This window comes from Leptospira sp. WS58.C1 (assembly GCF_040833995.1).
GTDB classification, from domain to species: Bacteria; Spirochaetota; Leptospiria; order Leptospirales; family Leptospiraceae; genus Leptospira_B; species Leptospira_B cinconiae.
Genome location: NZ_CP162138.1, coordinates 255,694 through 272,161 on the forward strand (window position 1 = coordinate 255,694; position 16,468 = coordinate 272,161).

General features: G+C 37.6%; 28 protein-coding genes and 1 pseudogene. 2 read left to right on the top strand and 27 right to left on the bottom strand.

Features of this window, described 5'->3' with window-relative positions; translation table 11 throughout:
• Positions 1 to 190: 190 nt before the first annotated feature.
• Positions 191 to 466 carry a hypothetical protein gene (locus AB3N61_RS18340; RefSeq protein ID WP_367899173.1) on the bottom strand — a complete coding sequence of 92 codons (276 nt, stop codon included), beginning with the start codon at positions 464 to 466 and terminating at the stop codon, positions 191 to 193.
• Between the two features lie 31 nt (positions 467 to 497).
• Complete coding sequence (locus AB3N61_RS18345; protein WP_367899174.1) at positions 498 to 782, bottom strand: DUF3144 domain-containing protein; 285 nt, start codon at positions 780 to 782, stop codon at positions 498 to 500.
• Positions 783 to 1,111: 329 nt separating this feature from the next.
• Between AB3N61_RS18345 and AB3N61_RS18350 the strand changes: the two genes are divergently transcribed.
• A complete protein-coding gene (locus tag AB3N61_RS18350) occupies positions 1,112 to 1,402 on the top strand; it encodes a BrnT family toxin (RefSeq protein ID WP_367899175.1) in 291 nt (96 codons plus the stop codon).
• Positions 1,399 to 1,608: a CopG family antitoxin gene (locus AB3N61_RS18355; RefSeq protein WP_135667829.1), complete on the top strand. Its 210-nt coding sequence runs from the start codon at positions 1,399 to 1,401 to the stop codon at positions 1,606 to 1,608. The genes AB3N61_RS18350 and AB3N61_RS18355 overlap by 4 nt, the downstream gene beginning before the upstream one ends.
• A gap of 1,008 nt (positions 1,609 to 2,616) precedes the next feature.
• On the opposite strand, the gene AB3N61_RS18360 is transcribed toward AB3N61_RS18355, so the two are convergent.
• From AB3N61_RS18360 to AB3N61_RS18480, 25 genes and pseudogenes are all read right to left on the bottom strand, one after another.
• Positions 2,617 to 2,991, bottom strand: a complete 375-nt coding sequence (locus tag AB3N61_RS18360; protein WP_257588312.1) for a type II toxin-antitoxin system VapC family toxin — start codon at positions 2,989 to 2,991, stop codon at positions 2,617 to 2,619.
• Positions 2,988 to 3,194: an AbrB/MazE/SpoVT family DNA-binding domain-containing protein gene (locus AB3N61_RS18365; protein WP_257588311.1), complete on the bottom strand. Its 207-nt coding sequence runs from the start codon at positions 3,192 to 3,194 to the stop codon at positions 2,988 to 2,990. Before AB3N61_RS18365 ends, AB3N61_RS18360 begins: the two co-directional genes overlap by 4 nt.
• A 264-nt stretch (positions 3,195 to 3,458) precedes the next feature.
• Complete coding sequence (locus AB3N61_RS18370) at positions 3,459 to 4,106, bottom strand: alpha/beta hydrolase (protein WP_367899176.1); 648 nt, start codon at positions 4,104 to 4,106, stop codon at positions 3,459 to 3,461.
• Positions 4,107 to 4,349: 243 nt separating this feature from the next.
• Positions 4,350 to 4,658 (bottom strand): CopG family transcriptional regulator, encoded by a 309-nt coding sequence (locus AB3N61_RS18375; RefSeq protein WP_367899177.1) that lies wholly within the window; start codon positions 4,656 to 4,658, stop codon positions 4,350 to 4,352.
• The gene (locus tag AB3N61_RS18380) at positions 4,579 to 4,860 is read right to left on the bottom strand and encodes a BrnT family toxin (RefSeq protein WP_257588474.1); all 282 of its coding nucleotides are present in this window, start codon (positions 4,858 to 4,860) and stop codon (positions 4,579 to 4,581) included. The genes AB3N61_RS18375 and AB3N61_RS18380 overlap by 80 nt, the downstream gene beginning before the upstream one ends.
• A 316-nt stretch (positions 4,861 to 5,176) precedes the next feature.
• Positions 5,177 to 5,680 carry a hypothetical protein gene (locus tag AB3N61_RS18385; protein WP_367899178.1) on the bottom strand — a complete coding sequence of 168 codons (504 nt, stop codon included), beginning with the start codon at positions 5,678 to 5,680 and terminating at the stop codon, positions 5,177 to 5,179.
• A 90-nt stretch (positions 5,681 to 5,770) separates the two neighbouring features.
• A pseudogene (locus AB3N61_RS18390) lies at positions 5,771 to 5,935 on the bottom strand (SH3 domain-containing protein); the annotation flags it as partial.
• 225 nt (positions 5,936 to 6,160) lie between these two features.
• Positions 6,161 to 6,559, bottom strand: coding sequence for a type II toxin-antitoxin system tRNA(fMet)-specific endonuclease VapC (gene vapC / locus AB3N61_RS18395; RefSeq protein ID WP_367899179.1), 399 nt, complete (start codon positions 6,557 to 6,559; stop codon positions 6,161 to 6,163).
• Complete coding sequence (gene vapB, locus AB3N61_RS18400) at positions 6,559 to 6,789, bottom strand: type II toxin-antitoxin system antitoxin VapB (RefSeq protein WP_367899180.1); 231 nt, start codon at positions 6,787 to 6,789, stop codon at positions 6,559 to 6,561. Before vapB ends, vapC begins: the two co-directional genes overlap by 1 nt.
• Before the next feature lie 277 nt (positions 6,790 to 7,066).
• Positions 7,067 to 7,264 carry a DUF2442 domain-containing protein gene (locus AB3N61_RS18405; protein WP_367899181.1) on the bottom strand — a complete coding sequence of 66 codons (198 nt, stop codon included), beginning with the start codon at positions 7,262 to 7,264 and terminating at the stop codon, positions 7,067 to 7,069.
• 46 nt (positions 7,265 to 7,310) lie between these two features.
• Positions 7,311 to 7,550, bottom strand: coding sequence for a DUF4160 domain-containing protein (locus tag AB3N61_RS18410; RefSeq protein WP_257588418.1), 240 nt, complete (start codon positions 7,548 to 7,550; stop codon positions 7,311 to 7,313).
• Positions 7,551 to 7,829: 279 nt separating this feature from the next.
• Entirely contained in the window at positions 7,830 to 8,588 is a 759-nt protein-coding gene (locus AB3N61_RS18415; protein WP_367899182.1) for a hypothetical protein, read from the bottom strand.
• A gap of 235 nt (positions 8,589 to 8,823) precedes the next feature.
• Positions 8,824 to 9,249, bottom strand: a complete 426-nt coding sequence (locus AB3N61_RS18420) for a type II toxin-antitoxin system HicB family antitoxin (protein ID WP_257588365.1) — start codon at positions 9,247 to 9,249, stop codon at positions 8,824 to 8,826.
• Positions 9,250 to 9,254: 5 nt separating this feature from the next.
• The gene (locus AB3N61_RS18425) at positions 9,255 to 9,419 is read right to left on the bottom strand and encodes a type II toxin-antitoxin system HicA family toxin (protein WP_367899183.1); all 165 of its coding nucleotides are present in this window, start codon (positions 9,417 to 9,419) and stop codon (positions 9,255 to 9,257) included.
• A gap of 345 nt (positions 9,420 to 9,764) precedes the next feature.
• Positions 9,765 to 10,313 (bottom strand): hypothetical protein, encoded by a 549-nt coding sequence (locus tag AB3N61_RS18430; RefSeq protein ID WP_367899184.1) that lies wholly within the window; start codon positions 10,311 to 10,313, stop codon positions 9,765 to 9,767.
• Positions 10,300 to 10,647, bottom strand: coding sequence for a hypothetical protein (locus AB3N61_RS18435; RefSeq protein WP_036090695.1), 348 nt, complete (start codon positions 10,645 to 10,647; stop codon positions 10,300 to 10,302). Before AB3N61_RS18435 ends, AB3N61_RS18430 begins: the two co-directional genes overlap by 14 nt.
• 288 nt (positions 10,648 to 10,935) lie before the next feature.
• Positions 10,936 to 11,538 carry a DUF2716 domain-containing protein gene (locus AB3N61_RS18440; RefSeq protein ID WP_367899185.1) on the bottom strand — a complete coding sequence of 201 codons (603 nt, stop codon included), beginning with the start codon at positions 11,536 to 11,538 and terminating at the stop codon, positions 10,936 to 10,938.
• A gap of 501 nt (positions 11,539 to 12,039) precedes the next feature.
• Entirely contained in the window at positions 12,040 to 12,666 is a 627-nt protein-coding gene (locus AB3N61_RS18445; RefSeq protein ID WP_367899186.1) for a hypothetical protein, read from the bottom strand.
• 195 nt (positions 12,667 to 12,861) lie between these two features.
• A complete protein-coding gene (locus AB3N61_RS18450; RefSeq protein WP_367899187.1) occupies positions 12,862 to 13,161 on the bottom strand; it encodes a helix-turn-helix domain-containing protein in 300 nt (99 codons plus the stop codon).
• On the bottom strand, positions 13,151 to 13,492 hold the full coding sequence (locus AB3N61_RS18455; RefSeq protein ID WP_367899188.1) for a type II toxin-antitoxin system RelE/ParE family toxin: 342 nt from the start codon (positions 13,490 to 13,492) through the stop codon (positions 13,151 to 13,153). Before AB3N61_RS18455 ends, AB3N61_RS18450 begins: the two co-directional genes overlap by 11 nt.
• Positions 13,493 to 13,710: 218 nt before the next feature.
• A complete protein-coding gene (locus AB3N61_RS18460) occupies positions 13,711 to 14,127 on the bottom strand; it encodes a type II toxin-antitoxin system VapC family toxin (protein WP_367899189.1) in 417 nt (138 codons plus the stop codon).
• Positions 14,105 to 14,365, bottom strand: coding sequence for a ribbon-helix-helix protein, CopG family (locus AB3N61_RS18465; protein ID WP_367899190.1), 261 nt, complete (start codon positions 14,363 to 14,365; stop codon positions 14,105 to 14,107). Before AB3N61_RS18465 ends, AB3N61_RS18460 begins: the two co-directional genes overlap by 23 nt.
• Before the next feature lie 269 nt (positions 14,366 to 14,634).
• The gene (locus AB3N61_RS18470) at positions 14,635 to 14,991 is read right to left on the bottom strand and encodes a DUF5615 family PIN-like protein (protein ID WP_336657202.1); all 357 of its coding nucleotides are present in this window, start codon (positions 14,989 to 14,991) and stop codon (positions 14,635 to 14,637) included.
• On the bottom strand, positions 14,988 to 15,224 hold the full coding sequence (locus tag AB3N61_RS18475) for a DUF433 domain-containing protein (protein WP_336657201.1): 237 nt from the start codon (positions 15,222 to 15,224) through the stop codon (positions 14,988 to 14,990). Before AB3N61_RS18475 ends, AB3N61_RS18470 begins: the two co-directional genes overlap by 4 nt.
• A gap of 287 nt (positions 15,225 to 15,511) precedes the next feature.
• On the bottom strand, positions 15,512 to 16,258 hold the full coding sequence (locus AB3N61_RS18480; protein ID WP_367899191.1) for a hypothetical protein: 747 nt from the start codon (positions 16,256 to 16,258) through the stop codon (positions 15,512 to 15,514).
• Positions 16,259 to 16,468 lie beyond the last annotated feature (210 nt).

The window sequence follows — 16,468 nt, forward strand, 5'->3', positions numbered from 1 at the left end:
GAATTTAGCCAAACTGTCCGTCTAACGACCAAGGTGTTCCGACGTTTCGCGAGTGCGCAAGCACTTGGCACGAGGCTTGCCCAGCAAGACGAGTGACAAAGCGAAATGTGGCGTAGCCCGAGCGAGAGTTGCGTAAGCAAGCTCGAAGCGGAGCGGAAGCACCGAAAGTTAGGCGTAGTGGTCAAATCTCTCAGGGATATTTTTCCAGGAGAAATTCTAACCAAATAATAGTTTTTTGAATAATATCATCGAGTTTCGTTTCAAATCCTTCAGACATTAAATAATGCTGATGCTCCAAATCAAAACGAAATCTATACCCATGTTCGTCTATTTCTGAATATGGTATATTTTCAATCGCCCCAATCGATAAATCAAATAATTTCAAAAGAGGAGCTATTGGATGATCATTTTTATCAAATTCTTTTAAGGCAATAATCAGTCTATTTAATACTGAGCAGTTTGACATAACTTTTTATTTTAGAAAATAGATTGTAGAATCAATCTTTCATATATTTATTAAAATTATTTATGTAATCGTCTATATTCTCCGTTAGCATTTTTTGGTATTCTTCGACGAAGTATTTTAATATCTCTTCTTTATCTTCCAGAAGATCTTTTTCATCCTTAGCAGCACATGCAGCAACCCAGGCGTTAAACCGAGAAGCAGAATATAGAAAAGAAGCGCTCACCTTCCCTTGCCCTATACCATTCTTTATCTGCTCATTTGCTAATCCTATATGTTCATCTGCTCTTTTAAAGAATTCGGGATCGATTTCACTCATTTTTATGTTTTTTAAGATCTCCTTCTAATTACAAACTCAAATCAGATTTTTTGACCATTACGCCTAACGGCCAAGCCTAGCCGACGTTTCGCGAGTCCGTAAGGACTTGGCGCGAGGCTTGCTCTGCAAGACGAGTGACAAAGCGAAATGTGCCGTAGGCCAAGCAAGGGTCGCTTAAGCGATCCCGCAGCGCTGCGGCTGAGGCGATAGTTAGGCGTCCGTAACGCGCTGGTGCGCCACGGATGGCGCTCTACAAATCCCCTACTTTCAATTTTCCTTAAAATTACTATTGACTATAGATATATGTATAGTATATTGCTTGTATACGTATGTCGTCAATCGACTTTGAATGGGATTCTGTAAAAAACTCTTCTAATAAAAGAAAACATGGCATTTCTTTCGAAGAAGCCAAAACAGTTTTCTATGACGAAAATGCTAGGATTATTCACGATCCCGATCATTCTGAAAAGGAAGAAAGATTTATCATTCTTGGATTTAGTAACAAGCTTAATTTACTTATGGTTTCACACTGCTATAGATCATCTAAAGATGTGATAAGAATTATCTCTGCAAGAAAAGCTACAAAGTCTGAATCTAAACAATACGAGGCATTTTTATGAGAAAAGAATATGATTTTTCAAAATCAAAGAAAAACCCTTATTTGAAGAAACTGAAAAAGCCTATTACCATCAGAGTTGATGTTGATACAATAGGTTATTTCAAAGCCTTGTCTGATAAAACAGGCATTCCTTATCAAAATTTAATTAATTTATATTTAGCTGAGTGTGCTTCGAAACACAAAAAAATCGATCTTTCCTGGAAATAGAAATTTATCAAATCAAGCCGGACAAGGATGTCCGGCATTCGTTTCAAGCGTTATGGCGCCTAACGACCGAGGTGTTCCGACGTTTCGCGAGTGCGTAAGCACTTGGCACGAGACTTGCCCAGCAAGACGAGTGACAAAGCGAAATGTGCCGTAGGCCAAGCAAGGGTTGCGTAGCAAGCCCGCAGCGCTGCGGAAGCACCGAAAGTTAGGCGCAGTTATTGATGTTATATAGTTTTTGTTCAAATGGACTAAGCCTATATTTAATATTTGGATTAGTCTTAGAAATCGTTTCTAAAATTTCAATCTGATCCACCAAGGATAGAGATTCAAAATATCGCATATATGCATTCTTTTCATTTTTGACACGAAATACAAGGTATCTAACTATTCGGGGATTTTTACTAATTATATAGTCGTACCAGGAACTATTTTTATTAAACTTAAATCGAGTGGTCCGGATAGACGATTTTAAATCGTATGATGACCAAAATATATCTGTAATTTCATTTATATTTACCCTCTGTAATGAGGGAAGCTTAATATATATTTTTAACATCTTATCATAAATCTCAAGTTCCCCATTACGAATCTGAACTTTATGAAATGGAGCAGAGTTAAATGTAGGATTAAAAATATAGAAACCAACAAATAGAAAAGCAGAAACTCCTACTACCGGGTGAAGATAAATAATTCCTTTTACTAAAAGAATTACCGCAATCGCAGCAATGATAACAAACGGTTGGAGTATCCTATACAAATTATAGAATTTATTTCGATATATTTTCATAATTTATTAGAGAAGATTTTATCAATAATTGCGCCTAACGACCAAGGGTTGGCGACGTTTCGCGAGTGCGTTAGCACTTGGCGCGAGACTTGCCCTGCAAGGCGAGTGACAAAGCGAAATGTGGCGTAGCCTGGAGCGAGGGTCACGAAGTGAACCCGAAGCGTAACGCCAAGCCGAAAGTTAGGCGTAGTATGGGCTACTTAACCGGAAGTAACCCTGAACTACTTTTTCGGGAAATATTTAACCCCATCTAGACCAATAAAATCTTCGTCTTGTGTCCATAATATTGCATTATACTTACGAGCTGTTGCTAAAATAATACTATCAGCCATCGGTATTTTATGATCCTTACTTAATTTCGCAGCATATATTGAAATGGAAGCATCTAAATCTATTACAGTTCCTTGTTGCATATGAGCAATAACTCTCAAAGCACTGTCTTCATCTCTTTCTATATAGATTTTCTTAAACACTTCATACAACGATATAGTAGGAATAAGGAGTTTGTCCGTCTTTTCAATTGCTTCTGAAAATAAATCAGAACGTTTTGTGCCAGCAAAGTACTCAAGCCAACCTGAAGAATCTACAATATTCAAAGACGGTCCTTATCTCTTTCGATTTTAGTGTCCATCCCACTGAGAAAGCCTTTAAGCTTCTTAATTGGCTCAATCGGAATTAATTCTATTCTATTGCCGTAAGAGATTACCTCTAAGTGACTACCGACTTTGATTCCTGTTTTTTCACGTATCTCCTTAGGAATAACCACTTGAAATTTAGGCGAAATAATAACTTTGCTCATATATCGATAATAATATCGTAAGACAAATTGTCTATCGATATTTCTTTACACTTTAGTATTTTTACCAATACAAAATTTTAGCCCATATTACGCCTAACGACCAAGGTGTTCCGACGTTTCGCGAGTCCGTAAGGACTTGGCGCGAGACTTGCCCTGCAAGACGAGTGACAAAGCGAAATGTGGCGTAGCCCGAGCGAGAGTCGCGTTAGCGAGCTCGAAGCGCAGCGGAAGCACCGAAAGTTAAGCGCTGGTTGCGTTATCTTACTAAACTTTTAATATCTCTCTTATTTTTAGAGATATTTCCTTTGCTCTATTAAGAATCATAAAATGACCTCCATCAGCTATCAATATCGCCTGCCCTATCAAGCGGGAAGGAAATAACATATCCTTGGTTCCATGGATATGATACAGATTGGAAGGATGCATTTCATTATTCCATTTTAATATAGACTTTAGAGCCCATTTTATGAAACTTCCGTCCGTTTTTGAAAGAAAACTTTTTAATAATTTTTTATCTTCTAAAGATGAAATCCCTAAGAAATAAGCAAGAATTGGAGTATAGATTTTTAACAAAAAGGACGGAATTAGGTTTATTAATCTCAGAAAATTAATAATGCGATAAATTAAAGGCTTTTCCGAACGATCTTTGATACTAGAAATGATAATGATTTTCTTTGCAGAAATATGTTTGGCAATTTCACTCGCAATTATTCCACCAAACGACACGCCAATCAAAATCAGTGCATTTTGAGATTCTATCTGACTTAAAAGTCTATTCGAATAGCTTTCAAGAGATTCATTTACATTAGGATCGATCCAGTGAATATACTTTGGATTTTCTCCATTGAAGTCTATATTCCGAAAAACTCTTTCATCAGCTCCTAAGCCGCTGATCAGATATATATTTTCCACAATTTTCTATTTCTTGGATTACTATTTAATATTACGCAACTGGCGCTTAACGACCGAGGTGCTCCGACGTTTGCAATGGCACGAGCTTGCGTATAGCAAGCGCAGTGACAGAAGCAAATGTGGCGAAGCCCAAGCGAGTGGGTTACGAAGTAAGCCCCGAGCGGCGCGGAGGCACCGAAAGTTAGGCGGCGGCTCTGCAAACTAATAAAGCAAAATTAAGCCACGGATGGCGTTACCAGCTAACTATTTATGAGTATAATGCTCTGTATATAAATCCAGGACTCTTTTAATCATAGTCTGATAAGGCACACCAGATCTCTTAGATTCCTCTTTAAAGAACGATATACTCTTTTTACTTAAGACTATCGTTATCCTGGAACTATCTTCTTTCAAAACCAGTTTACTCGGAGGGGGCAGAAAATCCTCAACTACCTTGGAAGATTTAATTGAAGACGATATAGATGCCGGTGCATCAGTGTATTTTATTTTCTTTTTCATAAACTTTCTTACCTTGCCTCCAATAGCCAGCCCCAAAGATTCGGATTTTACCATTTCTCACAGTAAATCTTACCGTTGATACATGCGAATCAATTAGACCAAAGCAATAATATCTCTTTTCAGAGTCAGAAGAATGGGTAACATCTAAAGTAATAACTCTATTTGGATCCAAGAATGCTCTTTGCGCTTCAAAGAAATCAATTCCATGTTTCCGCAAATTTTCCTCATTCTTTACAGGATCCCATTCAAACTCCATCTATGCATAGATTAACTAAGGGAGAAATCCTTGTCAATACATATAATTATACATACTAATATGCGCATTTCTATAACAAAAGATTAAGCGAGTGAAAGCGGGCAAGGATGCCCGCAAGACTTGAAAAGAATGTCATGCAGAGCTGTTCGCCTAACGACCGAGGTGCTCCGACGTTTGCGATGGCACGAGTTTGCTCATGCAAACGAAGTGACAGAAGCAAATGTGGCGCAGCCCAAGCGAGCGGGTTGCGATAGCAAGCCCCGAGCGGCGCGGAGGCACCGATAGTTAGACGAAGGTTGCGCCTATTTGCTTAAAATCAATTAAAGATATTTGCAGAAAGGCATGCTCCGATCCAAGTCCATTCACCAGATTCAGTTTTACTAATCTCAAACTGCAAACTCTTATCTCCGGTTAAATATTGCAAGTTCGACGATTTAGTTATAAGTTTTAATTTATGGGTGCTTATTTTTTCAAGAATCACGTTTGAAAGGGCTGAGTTAGTCATATCAAGAAATACACCTGAATTACAAATAGCTGCACTCATACTACAATTTCCAAAAGTAGATAAGAGTTTAGCGTCTTTAGCCTTTACAGCATTGGCAATATTGCTGATCAGAGTTTCCTTACTAGATACTTCGAAGTCTTTAAACCCAGCTAGGTAACAATCTGCAATTCTCTCAATTATTTTTGCCTCACCATAAGACATGATAGAGTCTGGCCCATATTCTAATTGAATATTAGGATTAGAAAGGATTTTTATTGATAATTCTTTTGCAAAGTTAGGATTCCTTTTTGCCACTCCCCTTCCAATCGCTGCCAATTCTTTTACATTAAGTTCAGTATATTTTGATGTATATCCACCAAAGATCCAACCTACAAAGGAAGGATTACTAATTTTATACCATTTTGCTTTTCGAGCATTAATAAGTTCAAAAGAGCCACTTTCATCTAAAATTGTAAAAGTTTCACCGATGAGAACAGAATTGATTATTTTTGAATTCTTATTCGGATTTTCCCGAACATTAACCTTATTTCCGATAATAACAACTTCTTCAGCTAATAAAAAAGCGGAAATATAAACAAATGAACTAAAATTGGAATCTTTATTTTCATAATTAAATTTTGCGCAACTTTCGTCTAACGACCAAGCCTAGCCGACGTTTCGCGAGCGCGTAGCACTTGGCGCGAGGCTTGCTCTGCAAGACGAGTGACAAAGCGAAATGTGCCGAAGGCCAAGCAAGGGTCGCTTTAGCGATCCCGCAGCGCTGCGGCTGAGGCGAAAGTTAGACGTAGTGGCGTATTATAAAGACCAATCTTCGATTTTTAGATTCTTCACTCTATTAAATTCTCTAGTGTTATTTGTTATGAAAACAAGATCGCGTGATAAAGCTTGCGCAGCTAATAGAGTATCAATAGAGCCAATCAAATTGCCTGATCTTTTTAGATCCGCTTTAATAATTCCAAAGGTTTGCGCATCTGATTGTTCAAAAGGAAGAATATCAAATATAGAAAGAAATTCTATTAAGGAAACTCGATTTTTCTCTTTATAATCGCTGTTTTCTATTCCAAATTCTAACTCAGCAAGTGTTAATGAAGAAATAAATAGACCTTTATTCAAATTTTTCTTTAATTTTTCTAGAATCTTTTGGTTTTTCTTTTTGATTAGAAAAATACAAATATTGGTATCAAGAAGATACATTAAAGACTTTCTCTTTCAGATTCAGAAAGCGTTCCCCTGCCCTCTTTTAAGAAATCTTCACTAAAGCTATTCAGACCTTCAAGAAATACATTCCATGCTTTATTCTTCGGAACTAAGATAACCGCCTCACCAACCTTTTGAATAAAAACATCGTCACCTTTAAATTGAAATTCCTTCGGTAACCTGACTGCTTGGCTTCTTCCATTTATAAATAATTTTGCAGTTTGCATCGAAATTGCCCTAAATACAAGTATATACCATGATATATCACAAGTCAATTCTAAATTTTCTTTTAAAATCGAATTTTAGCCATTACGTCTAACGACCAAGGTGTTCCGACGTTTTGCGCGTGCGCAGCACTTGGCGCGAGGCTTGCCACGCGCAAGACGAGTGACAAAGCAAAATGTGGCGTAGCCCGAGCGAGAGTTGCGTAGCAAGCTCGAAGCGAAGCGGAAGCACCGAAAGTTAGGCGATGAACCCGGTACTATTAATAGAATTTTGGTATATTTACAAAGGGAGCTGAAAACGACCTTCAAGAATTCCTTGAACTGTTAAATCTTCATCAAGGTTTTCCCATCTCAAGGCATACCCATCCAACTCTAAATTCACTTCTTTAAGTTCTGATTCTGTTGCGACTTTCAAAAGTTTAAATCGATCGGCAGGAAAACCTATTACTCGACCATCAGAGAGTTCAATATAGACCATGCGACTTTCCGTCCAGACTTTAGTCGCAGGTACATTTGAATGAATATTATCTTTGATTATGGAACTCATTATAAGCCTTTAAGAATTGGTCTCTATATTCAAATACGAGTTTCTCTATTTCGCGAACTTCGTGAGCTTTGAAGCCTTTGTTATCAGATAACATTATACTATCTAACCAAAATTTGCACTCAGAATTCCCTTTTCTACAATGAATATGAGGAGGTTCTGAACCTTCATTCGAATAAAAATGAAATCTATAACCAAATATCTTGAGTATTGTAGGCATTCAAACCTACAATTAAACTAAACATTTGTATGTCAATTGCTATTTGTTCATCCATTAATCTAGATGTAAATCTCGAAGAATACATCGATTTTAAAATTTAAGCTAACTGAAAAATTTTCACCGGGTTTTTCGCCTAACGACCAAGCCTAGCCGACGTTCGCGACGGCACGAACTTGCGTAAGCAAGTGCAGTGACGAAAGCGAATGTGCCGCAAGGCCGGAGCGAGAGTGCGAAGCAGCTCGAAGCGCAGCGGCTGAGGCGGAAGTTAGTCGCCGTAATCTATTGTATGTCTATAAATTCGAAATAATCTCTAGACAAAACATATATTCTATCAATATTAGTAAAGATTTCAGGTTGTTCAGTCTTTAACAGTTCTACCAATCTTTTTATATCATTTGGATCATTCGTAAAAGTATAATAATGACCTAATAATAGATTTCTTTTATACTTCGTAGTCTCTGGAAACTGCTTATACTTTAGCTGTTGATTTGCCTTATCAATAATTTTTTGGAGTGGAATTTTCAAATTCCATGGATCAACAAATCTTACCGTTCCGCCATGTCGAAACCATAAACTAGATAAGTAATTTTCAGATTCGATATATTCAATCCTAAAGAAATTATGAGCTGTTTTACCGAATGATTCTCTTCTTTCTAACGATTCAATTATTGCATTGCATAATTGAACATATTCTTTTCCTCTCGATTTGAGGACCAAATTATCTAATATCTGAATATGAGCAGTTACATTACTTCCCGCTAATGGATTTCTTTGATTTAAATCTTCACTAAGTATATCTAATGCCTTAAAGGAAGAAGAGACTTTTGCCATGTCCTCTTCATTTTCAGTTACTTTCTTAATCTCAAATAACCCATTACAACCAACCGAATAAAAGTCAGGGGTCAAGTTTCCCGACTCGTCTATTTTGAAAATCTCAGTTGTCTCAGACAACTCACCTTTCTCAATAAGTTTATTAAAATAATATGTGATAATTTGATTCTCCCAAGGATCTGGAGAAAGTTTTTTAATTTCAAACATTCTTATTCGAGTATTTTTAGATTATGGCGACTAACGGCCAAGCCTAGCCGACGTTTCGCGAGTGCGCAAGCACTTGGCGCGAGGCTTGCCTTGCAAGACGAGTGACAAAGCGAAATGTGCCGTAGGCCAAGCAAGGGTCGCTTTAGCGATCCCGAAGCGTAGCGGCTGAGGCGAAAGTTATCCGAAGTTGAGCCCCAACGATTAACCTTAAGCCATGGATGGCGTTTTTTGAAAGCTATACAACCTGGTCCAGCTCTAACTCTGGAAAGACTTGTTTGATACGAGCAATAGTAGAAAGTGCAGGATTTGCACTCTTAGGCGATTCCAGCCGTTGATAACTATATAAGTTCTTCATTCCAATAAGTGAAGCTGCTTGTTTCTGGCTTAAACCTCGTTTGAGTCTTGTCATTCTTAATATCTGAGAGAAAGCTATCTTAGGATCCACAGCGGCTAAGACTATATTTCTACCCGATATTTTCTTTCTCGGTAAAGGAAATATCGACTTTGAATCTTCATTATCATTCAAATATAGATTTAATGCCTCATGAATATTGGCATTCAATTCTTCTTTAGAGTCTGCCTGAGTCATGCATCCTTTTAATTCTATGCATTCTGCCCAGTATCCGGTTTTATCTGTATGTATACGAAAATGATAATGCATTGATTCTACTCCTTGCTTTCACGCAAATGTTTCAATAAAGCTGCTTCAAGGCCCTTTTTTAATTCTTTATGCATTGGAATCGTTTCACGATCTATTCCTTTCCCAACCATCACATGACTACCTTTTTGTCTTAGGACTTCCCAGCCTTCCTTTTCATACAGTTTGAGCATATCCTTGCCGCTTAATGGCATATAACTCAATATACCAATTATAGTTGGTATGTCAATATTTACTAGTAATAAATATTATAAAAATTAACCCTTAAAGTCGGCCACGGAAGGCCGACTATTTTTAGATAAAATTTGGGGCTCAATTTTCGGATAACGACCAAGCCTAGCCGACGTTTCGCGAGTGCGTAGCACTTGGCGCGAGGCTTGCTCTGCAAGACGAGTGACAAAGCGAAATGTGCCGTAGGCCAAGCAAGGGTCGCTTTAGCGATCCCGCAGCGCTGCGGCTGAGGCGAAAGTTAGCCGACGTTCCAGCCTCACCTTAATTGTATTCTTAACAAATTTTCTTTATAGAAGATTTTTAAATTCTTCAAAGGCAGATTTTGCTTTACCACCCTCAGAGTCACACCATCTTTTAATTTCTTTTAGATTGAATGATTGTCTTTTGGCTACTAAAATAGCCTGTTCTAAACATTCACGCGCATTAAAATAAATGTAAGATGCTAAGCGATCTTTTATACAATCAGTTGGAGAAAGTATTTTGATCATTTTACCTGAAACTCTTTTAACATCAGGAATAATCTGGTAATCTTCTCCAATAGATAACGGCGGTGAAGCATATTCTATAAATAAATGATCACATTCCGGATGTATAAAGTGTCTGGTAACTTTCTTAAAACCAAGATTCGTCATTACCCTTTGGATTGTTTCCCAAATAGAAGAATTATAACTCGTATAAACAATGTCTAAGTCGCCGGATTTATAAATCCCATCCGAATATACTGAAACTACTGCCCCGCCTACCAATACTGAATCGACTCCATTTGCAGATAAATGCCAAGCTATATATTCCCATAATTCACTTTCCGTTACTGTCGACCAATTAGGACTTTGCATACACTGGCTTGCCCTTTCGCCTTGGTCTTCGTCTTGTAGAAAAGAGTTTTTCTCTTTCGAATATAGGCATGGTATTATATACTATACCTAGTATTTCCTTAATGGGTTTAACAAATACAGATTTGGAATTAAATAAATATACTCGAGCCTTACCTACTATTTTTGAAGTCAGTATACCAGATTCTTCAAAGCGAAGAAGTTGATTCTTAATAGGAGTTACAGCAACATTATAATCCGTTGCTATCGCAGCAGCATGAATTTCTGAATAATGAAATATGTGCAATAGTACCCTACCGGCGGTTTTATTGCCGAAAACTCCTTCCAATATATCCATGAAGAGAGTTTTAAATAAGAACTTATATCAATCAACTACTTTTTAGTTTATATGGACTAATATTTAGTCCATATCATTTTCCATTATCAGTATTCAAATACAAAAAGATTCAAGGCTGGAATGTCCGGCTAACGACCAAGGTGTTCCGACGTTTCGCGAGTGCGTAAGCACTTGGCACGAGACTTGCCCTGCAAGGCGAGTGACAAAGCGAAATGTGGCGCAGCCCAAGCAAGGGTTGCGCAGCAAGCCCGCAGCGCTGCGGAAGCACCGAAAGTTAGGCGTAGTTCATCATCTCTTTCTAAGAATTTTACCAAAAATACTTGGTTTATTCTTTTTAAATTCGTTAATCAAATCAATGCCAATTAAAGTAACTGATCTCTCCCACGGATGTCCGAAATAGCACCATCTCATGTCTTTCGGAAAGAAAATATAATAATCTCCATCAGGATAAAATGGAATAACCCATTCGACAGACCCATTCGGAAGATGAGGGCAAAACATGAAGCATTCATGGTTCCAGTCTAAAACATAAAGATATTCATCGGAGCTTGTTATATTTTTAAAAACAATCGAACAGATACGATCAAATTCTTCGGTTTCGTCCCATGTACTTGTTAAATAGTAAGATAGATAATCTTCATTTAATACCTGTATGCTTGGCCAATCTTTTTCATAGATACTAGGCTTAAATTGATATTTTGACTCAAAGAGATGCCATGCCTCTTCATACTCATCCTCAGTTAAGGGAATCCAATTTTCCATTTTAAATAAATTTTTATGATGAATTACGCCTAACGACCGAGGTGCTCCGACGTTTGCGATGGCACGAGTTTGCCAATGCAAACGAAGTGACAGAAGCAAATGTGGCGAAGCCTGGAGCGAGGGTCGCATAGCGAGCCCGAAGCGCAACGGAGGCACCGGAAGTTAGGCGGCGTCCGATCGAAACACGGTGCATTCAATTAGTTGCATTTCGCTAATTCAGTAAATTGACATTACTGTAGAATGCTGCTTTCAGATGCCAATTCCCCGCTCCGAATACGGCACCAGTTATAAACCTTTTCTGCAATCTAATTATCAGGATGAAACTTAAATCACGGCACCAGAACATCAAAGGAGCGGACTAACCCTAAGGAAGATTTACTAAGACTCTTAAGAAATATTTAACCCTAAAATAAAAAAGAAAATATTTATCGGATGTGCGCCTAACGACCAAGCCTAGCCGACGTTCGCGACAGCACGAACTTGCGCAAGCAAGTGCAGTGATGGAAGCGAATGTGCCGCAGGCCGGAGCGAGAGTGCGAAGCAGCTCGAAGCGCAGCGGCTGAGGCGAAAGTTAGGCGTAGTGCCTTATAAACCAACTTTCAAATGATTTTAAAGAAAAATTTAAAATTATCATTTGGTCTTACATATTGGCTTCTTTGACAAATATTCTTTTAAATCAATCGATTTAATAACTTTGATTAATTCATAAGAATTCCATACTCCATGAGTAATTGATTGATCCTCAATAGAAAAATATATTCCTTCACCATGAAATGAATCGTTAGCGACAAAACCTATATAAGGATTTCCAAACATCCCAGTTTTAATAACAAATCCTTGCATGCTACCGCTTCTATATTCGCCGATCGACAATGATGAAATTTCATCATAATATATGTGGAATCCATCAGAACAATTTGCTCGATCACAACCAATGTTCTTCTCATCCAAAGACAAAAATACATTATCTTCAAATTCTGTTGAACCATCCTTTGAAACCAGATGTCTTCTTAGGCCACAATATTGATCAGATTCCTCCAAAACCATATCTGTAAAGACTCCAAAGCCAGAGGGACTATTATTATTCCACTCTCCATAATAATAATTACCGTAGTTTTCCTTATCTATAGTGATCCCATATTCTACGGATGAATTTTTACATAGCGCATATATCTGAGAAGGCGATTCCTGTATTGAGCACTGGGGAGTGAAAAATAAAGAAAAATGAGTCATAAAGAACAAAAATGAATCAATCATATTAAAATAATTTTTAAGGCATTACGCCTAACGACCGAGGTGTTCCGACGTTTCGCGAGTGCGTAAGCACTTGGCACGAGACTTGCTTTGCAAGGCGAGTGACAAAGCGAAATGTGGCGTAGCCCAAGCAAGGGTTGCGCAGCAAGCCCGCAGCGCTGCGGAAGCACCGAAAGTTATACGAAGTGGCTGTTTAAACTAAGCGCCTTTACTTTTTAAATGAATAACAGGCTCTGCATCTAAGGCTTTAGCTAGACGATTAATAAAAGATAGGGATAAGTTTCTATAATTTCCAGACTCAATTCTTGCAATTGCTGGCTGAGAAGTCCCTATTTTTTTCGCTAAATCTTTTTGAGTTAAATTTCGTTTCTTACGAAGTTTAATAATTTCTTTAGCAAGAGTGAATTCATTGGAAAGAGCATCATACTCTTTCTTAAAATCTTTGTTCTTCAGTTCTTTATTTAGAAGCAAATCAAAGTCTTTAGTTTTAAGTTTCATGCCCATCTCCCTTATAAGTTTTCATTAATTTGAAAGCTTTTGTTAATTCATCTTTATCGGTCTTTTGATCTTTCTTAACAAAACCAGAAGTTATTATGACAACTCTGCCCTTCTCAAAAAAGTAGAATAATCTACAAATATTAGAACCTTGTTTGATTCTTAATTCGAACAAGCCTGCGTAGCCTTGAATCTTTTTAGAAAAGGGTTCTCGAAGTTCAGGTCCAAATTCTGCTAACAATTCAATTGTTCGGAATGCCTTCGCTTTTAGTTTATTCTCCAGTTTTAATAAGAAATCTTCTGCGGGTTCCAAAAGCTGGACTTTGAACTTCACAATGTCAATATATCATATTTGATATATTTTGTCAATTCTTGTAAAAAGGCAATTTCCAGCCATTTCGTATAACGACCAAGGTGCTCCGACGTTTGCAACGGCACGAGTTTGCTTTGCAAACGAAGTGACGGAAGCAAATGTGGCGTAGCCCGAGCGAGTGGGTCGCGAAGCGATCCCCGAGCGGAGCGGAGGCACCGAAAGTTATACGCTGGGCTGGCCTAATTCTTATATAAGTTTATTAGATATTTACCTTTGAGAGTCTTATAAATAGAAAAGTCGGAATCTATGCTGATAATATTATAGATTCCTTCTCTCTCTGCAATACACATTAAAGATGCATCTGCCAGATCCATCGGTAAATCAGAATATTTTTGCATCCGGCTTTTGATATATTTCAGATCATCCAATGTTATATCTAAAATCTGCAGACTCCCTCGTTCTATCCATTCTAAAAAGTCTGATTGAGCATCTATTGAAAACGAAAGCAAATAAATTACCTCAGTTATCACTGGCCAGGTGGTAAATAAGGAACCTCTAAAGCCTTTTAGAAATTTAAAGATTGGCTTATGATAATCATCTGAAGAATTGAATAATGCTATAATTGGACCAGAATCAACGAGTGCGACGTTCTTCATTCTTATCCTTTAATGCTTTATTTAAGACACTCTTTCTATTCTGAGCTAATTTCTGATTATTAGCTGAATATTTACCGAATAGATCTTCACCTAACTCAAAAGGAGATTTGTTAGAACTATGATTCTTTATATATTCAAGAATCGATTCTTTTACGATCTCGGAACGACTTTTTCCTTTAGATTTCGCGAAGGAGTCCAACTTTCTCTCTAAATCTGGCGGTATTCTTAAACTGATCACAAATGCAATGTATCACACTTTAGTATTACATGCAAGAATTTTATATGATTATTCTTAAAAAGCTGATTTTGCCAGCCTTGCGTATAACGACCAAGGTGCTCCGACGTTTGCGATGGCACGAGTTTGCTAATGCAAACGAAGTGACAGAAGCAAATGTGGCGAAGCCCAAGCGAGCGGGTCACGAAGTGAGCCCCGAGCGGCGCGGAGGCACCGAAAGTTATGCGTGCCCGAAGGGCCGAAGCGGTTTTTTGAAGCGACTCTTTAACATATTAATCCTGATGAACTATTAAACCTTCGTTAGATAATTCTAACCAATCACTATCATCGAACTCTTCTGCAATTTTCGATAAGAATTGATTAAATAGCAAAAATAGCTCTTTATTCTTTATATTTCCTGTAGTCACTATCAATAGTTTACGGGGTTTCTTTCTTATAAGATAAGAATCTAAGAAATCTGAATCCTTCGTGATTAAAATTAAACCATTTGAATCGCAATAGGAAATTATATCTGAATCAGACGTTTTATTCCCTAACGGAAGATGCTCAGTATGAAATACTTCAAAATTCTTTTCTTTGAATAGATTAACTAAGCTATATGGAAGTTGAGCATCAATAAAGAACTTCATGCAGAAGCTTTATATATTGATTTAACTTTTACTAAATTCGAAGCATATTCGAGGCAAGCTAAGATATCGTCTTTTTCTATAGATGGGTAATCAGCAATAATCTCATCTTCACTCATTCCGGAAGATAAAAGATCAAGTATCAGCTCAACAGTATACCTTTGGTTTCTAATAGTAGGCTTTCCATGGCACACTTCGGGGTTGAGAGTAATCCGATTTAATAAATTTGAGCTCACAAACTCAATATAAGCATTTGTAGATGATTGTCAAACACTAATCGTTTGTAATGTTCAGCGATTTTTCCGGAGTTCGTTAACAAAGAAAATAAAGTTTTCTTGGCAAATTAATGCAAGTCGCTTCAAAAAACTGACGCATAACGACCAAGCCTAGCCGACGTTCGCAACGGCACGAACTTGCGTAAGCAAGTACAGTGACGGAAGCGAATGTGCCGCAGGCCGGAGCGAGGGTTGCGTAGCAAGCCCGAAGCGCAGCGGCTGAGGCGAAAGTTAGACGAAGCGGCTTTCTATCTACCTATGTATTCAACTGATATAATGGCTTCGGACATAATTGCTCTCCCCTTCCCATCATAACAAGTATTTGAATCAAGTGTATGTTCTGCATTATGGAATTCAGTATATAAATAATTTAACAACGGGTTTAGATAATCTATTTCGTCAATAGGTGCAATAAATTTCACGATGCATGGTGTTGTAGATGCTTTATATCTATTTTTTAAATCAACATTTGGCCTGAAATTGCTAAAACAAAATATTATATCTTCAACTATTTCCGGGATCTGCAAGTAATTATGATTTCCAACAGACTCTGATACAAAGAATATATCTTTGATTAACATGGCATATGGTCCCCAATATTTTGGGTCTGAAATTTTTGAATGATAAAGCTTGGCATAAGTACCAGACATATGATTCTTGAAAATATTCCATTCTTCTTCGGAGACATCTGACTTTACTATAGAATATAAATAATCCCAGATAGTATTTATCCTTCTTCCGAGAGGTAAGAGCCCTTCCTCAAATAAATTTTGATCATTACAGCGAGTTCCATGGAACCATGCAATGTGTGTAAATAATTCTCTCCATTTTTTACTTTCGGGGAAATAGTTTTGATATTGATTTACCAACTCTACGTCAAAAGGAACTGGAGCTTTAAGAAAATCAAATTCATCAAATTTTGATTTGGATTCTAAAAACCAAGATTCGATATTTCCTCTTGGCTTGTTTGAAATATATGATAGCGTTTCAAACATTTTATCATAAGTTTCGCAATCGAGTATCATTGATATATTAGCCGTTTCGTCTAACGACCAAGGTGTTCCGACGTTTTGCGTTTGGCACGAGCTTGCCATGCAAGCGCAGTGACAATGCAAAATGTGGCGAAGCCCAAGCGAGAGTTGCGAAGCAAGCTCGAAGCGCTGCGGAAGCACCGATAGTTAGCCGAAGGTCCGATTACTCAATCA

Bases quoted from the DNA above. Each gene is read 5' to 3' on its own strand.
- AB3N61_RS18340 (WP_367899173.1), bottom strand. From the start codon at position 466: ATGTCAAACTGCTCAGTATTAAATAGACTGATTATTGCCTTAAAAGAA.
- AB3N61_RS18345 (WP_367899174.1), bottom strand. From the start codon at position 782: ATGAGTGAAATCGATCCCGAATTCTTTAAAAGAGCAGATGAACATATA.
- AB3N61_RS18350 (WP_367899175.1), top strand. From the start codon at position 1,112: ATGTCGTCAATCGACTTTGAATGGGATTCTGTAAAAAACTCTTCTAAT.
- AB3N61_RS18355 (WP_135667829.1), top strand. From the start codon at position 1,399: ATGAGAAAAGAATATGATTTTTCAAAATCAAAGAAAAACCCTTATTTG.
- AB3N61_RS18365 (WP_257588311.1), bottom strand. From the start codon at position 3,194: ATGAGCAAAGTTATTATTTCGCCTAAATTTCAAGTGGTTATTCCTAAG.
- AB3N61_RS18375 (WP_367899177.1), bottom strand. From the start codon at position 4,658: ATGGTAAAATCCGAATCTTTGGGGCTGGCTATTGGAGGCAAGGTAAGA.
- AB3N61_RS18380 (WP_257588474.1), bottom strand. From the start codon at position 4,860: ATGGAGTTTGAATGGGATCCTGTAAAGAATGAGGAAAATTTGCGGAAA.
- vapC (WP_367899179.1), bottom strand. From the start codon at position 6,559: ATGTATCTTCTTGATACCAATATTTGTATTTTTCTAATCAAAAAGAAA.
- vapB (WP_367899180.1), bottom strand. From the start codon at position 6,789: ATGCAAACTGCAAAATTATTTATAAATGGAAGAAGCCAAGCAGTCAGG.
- AB3N61_RS18405 (WP_367899181.1), bottom strand. From the start codon at position 7,264: ATGGTCTATATTGAACTCTCTGATGGTCGAGTAATAGGTTTTCCTGCC.
- AB3N61_RS18410 (WP_257588418.1), bottom strand. From the start codon at position 7,550: ATGCCTACAATACTCAAGATATTTGGTTATAGATTTCATTTTTATTCG.
- AB3N61_RS18415 (WP_367899182.1), bottom strand. From the start codon at position 8,588: ATGTTTGAAATTAAAAAACTTTCTCCAGATCCTTGGGAGAATCAAATT.
- AB3N61_RS18420 (WP_257588365.1), bottom strand. From the start codon at position 9,249: ATGCATTATCATTTTCGTATACATACAGATAAAACCGGATACTGGGCA.
- AB3N61_RS18425 (WP_367899183.1), bottom strand. From the start codon at position 9,419: ATGCTCAAACTGTATGAAAAGGAAGGCTGGGAAGTCCTAAGACAAAAA.
- AB3N61_RS18430 (WP_367899184.1), bottom strand. From the start codon at position 10,313: ATGCAAAGTCCTAATTGGTCGACAGTAACGGAAAGTGAATTATGGGAA.
- AB3N61_RS18435 (WP_036090695.1), bottom strand. From the start codon at position 10,647: ATGGATATATTGGAAGGAGTTTTCGGCAATAAAACCGCCGGTAGGGTA.
- AB3N61_RS18440 (WP_367899185.1), bottom strand. From the start codon at position 11,538: ATGCGACCCTCGCTCCAGGCTTCGCCACATTTGCTTCTGTCACTTCGT.
- AB3N61_RS18445 (WP_367899186.1), bottom strand. From the start codon at position 12,666: ATGATTGATTCATTTTTGTTCTTTATGACTCATTTTTCTTTATTTTTC.
- AB3N61_RS18450 (WP_367899187.1), bottom strand. From the start codon at position 13,161: ATGAAACTTAAAACTAAAGACTTTGATTTGCTTCTAAATAAAGAACTG.
- AB3N61_RS18460 (WP_367899189.1), bottom strand. From the start codon at position 14,127: ATGAAGAACGTCGCACTCGTTGATTCTGGTCCAATTATAGCATTATTC.
- AB3N61_RS18470 (WP_336657202.1), bottom strand. From the start codon at position 14,991: ATGAAGTTCTTTATTGATGCTCAACTTCCATATAGCTTAGTTAATCTA.
- AB3N61_RS18480 (WP_367899191.1), bottom strand. From the start codon at position 16,258: ATGTTTGAAACGCTATCATATATTTCAAACAAGCCAAGAGGAAATATC.